Source organism: Pseudomonas sp. AGC41 (genome assembly GCF_057334555.1).
Genome location: NZ_JBHFJB010000064.1, coordinates 1 through 2,688 on the forward strand (window position 1 = coordinate 1; position 2,688 = coordinate 2,688).

The 2,688-nt window shown below is 58.0% G+C and carries 1 protein-coding gene; it reads left to right on the plus strand.

Annotated features, from left to right (window positions below; genetic code table 11):
• Positions 1 to 2,670, plus strand: a 2,670-nt coding sequence (locus ACE04F_RS11885; protein WP_486106894.1) for an RHS repeat domain-containing protein, incomplete at its 5' end; no start/stop codon positions are given.
• Positions 2,671 to 2,688: the final 18 nt, after the last annotated feature.

The window sequence follows — 2,688 nt, forward strand, 5'->3', positions numbered from 1 at the left end:
TACGGCTCAACCGCCAGCCATATGGTCGACGGCAAGGTGCTGCGCACGGTGCAACGCACCTTCAACAACTTTCACCTGATGACCGAGGAGACCACCACCCAGGGCAACGCCGTGCAAAGGGTGAAGACTACCTACCACAACGTCCCCGGCAGCTTCGATGTACAGCCGGCGTACTTCCAACTGCCCAAGACCGTGGAAAAACGCTGGGAGCTGGCGGACGACGCAAGCCAGGCCCGCAGCGAGATCCTGAGCACCACCTATGACAACTTCGGCAACCTGCTGCAAGAGTGCCAGCACAACGGCATTTGCATCGTAAGCGAATATTACCCGGCCGCAGGCGACGATGGCTGCCCCCCCGACCCCCAGGGGTTTGTGCGCAACCTGCGCAGCAAGACCGTGTACCCGGCGCAGGGCCATGAAGGGCAGGCCCCGGTGCTGCGCACGCGGTACCGCTATATCGAGCTGCCGCCGCTGACCGGGAGTCTCGATAAGGGCGGGTTACTGGTGGACAGTGAAACCCGGGCGCAGGTGCTGGGTGAGGTGGAAACGGTGTTGCATGAAGTCCACCATGATTACATTGACAATCCCACTGACGTGTTTGCCCATGGCCGGGTGCTGGGGCAATCCGACCAGCGTAACGGAAACGTTACCAAGAGGACGTTCGAGTACAGCAAACCCGTGGGGCGCCTGGTTGACGAGACTGTGCTGCAGACGCTGGAGACGCTGATCGGCTTCGATCATGGCGAGCCTGACCAGATGGGCAGCCCTCGTCACGTGCAGAATGTAATCACCACACAGGATTCGCTTATCCATGGTCAGGCCCTGCTCAGGCGGGATGACAATGATATGGAGATCCGTACCACGTACGATGCGTTGCAGCGGGCAACCAGTGAAACCGTGGCGCCTGGAACCGAGTACGCGGCTACTCGCTATTACGCATACGCCTTGACGGCACAGGACGGCCAGCAAGCAAGCCAGCATCTTACCGATGTCAAGGGCGTAGAAACTCGTACGCTGGTCGATGGGCTTAATCGGGCAATTCGCGAAGATCGCCAGGATGTCGATGGTGACCCTGAACAAAAACCCTGGCGAGAAATTTATGAAGCGCACCATGACGCCATGGGCAACTTGGTGGCGGAAGTCGAATTCGACTGGCTGCAGGCGCGGACACTGCGTTTGGTCACTACTTACGAGTTCGATGACTGGGGACAGCAGTGCTGTACGACGGGGCCGGACAAGGTAAAGACGTTCGAAATGCACGACCCGATCGGTGACGAGGTAGACCCGATCGTCAGTACCTGGCGACAAAGCTCCGACGATGCAACATTGCGCACCGGAACGGAAAAAACCTGGGTGGGAAAATTCGAAAAGCCGCTACGCGTCGAACGTTTCGATCTGTCAGGGCGGTCTGTCAGCGTGCACCGCTATGACTATGATGGGCTGGGGCGTACGGTTCGGGAGACCGACGCGCGCGATGCCGTCACGGAATATAGTTACGATGCCGACGACCGGATGACCTTGACCGTCCTGCCCGGCGGCGCCCAGGTAACCCGCACCTATGCCGAACACAGCAGTGCAGACCTGCCGACCAAAATCAGCGTAGATGCAGTGGTGTTGGGTGAGCAATGGTTCGATGGGCTCGATCGCAGGATCCTCTCGAATACCGGCGGCCGTATCCGCCACATGGCGTACAAGCCGGGCCAGTTGCAGCCTGAGTCAGTAACGACTGCATCGGGCCAGCAAATATTTTACGAGTATCAGCTGCAACTCGGCGAAGAGCCAACGCTACGGCTGCTGCCGAGCGGCGAGGCCAGCTACGTGTACGATAACCAGAATGCCCGTTTGCTTAATTGCCGGGAGGGAGAGCTGCAATTGATTCGGGAGTATTTCAGTAATGGCCAGTTGAAAAGCGAAACCCGTCATGAAAATGGCCAGCAACACGAGATGAGTTATATCTACAGCTTGCGCGGCCGATTACTGAGCTACACCGATGTGCTCGGGCAAACCCAGGACTATGTCTATGACGACAGGGCTGACGACGATGGGGACTATGAAGGGGCGGGGCGCGTCACTTCCACCCAGCTTGGTTCTACCCAGTCGCAGTTCACCTACGATGAGCTGGGACGGAGCCGGACAATCGAGACTCACGACAATGCTCTGCAATTGCGTGTTGAGCTGCAATACGACGAGTTCGACCGTGAGACCCTGCGTATTTTCGAAAGCCCAGGTTGGCAGCAGCGATTGCATCAGCAATACAACGCGGTGGATGCCCTGGAGCACAGAAGCCTGAGCGAAGGCCGCCTGCTGCTGCGCGATGAAACCTATGAATACGATTTGCGAGGACGATTGACCAATTACCTGTGCGTTGGAACCCAGCTACCGACTGACCCTTATGGCAAGTTGATCAAGGCGCAGACGTTCCGCTTTGATGCGCTGGACAATATGATCCGTGTCCAAACAGAGTTTCCAGAAGGTGCTAACGACGCCAGGTATTTTTTCGACGGTGCAGACCCGGCACAGCTGAGCCGGATGACCAATTCTCATGGCGATTATCCTCCGGCGATTGTGCTTCGATACGATGCCGACGGCAATATGACGCGCGATGAATGGGGCCGCGCGTTGGATTACGACGCCTTGGGACGTTTGATCGAGGTTGCCGACGCTCGGTGAGGTGTTGGGCCCCCTTCG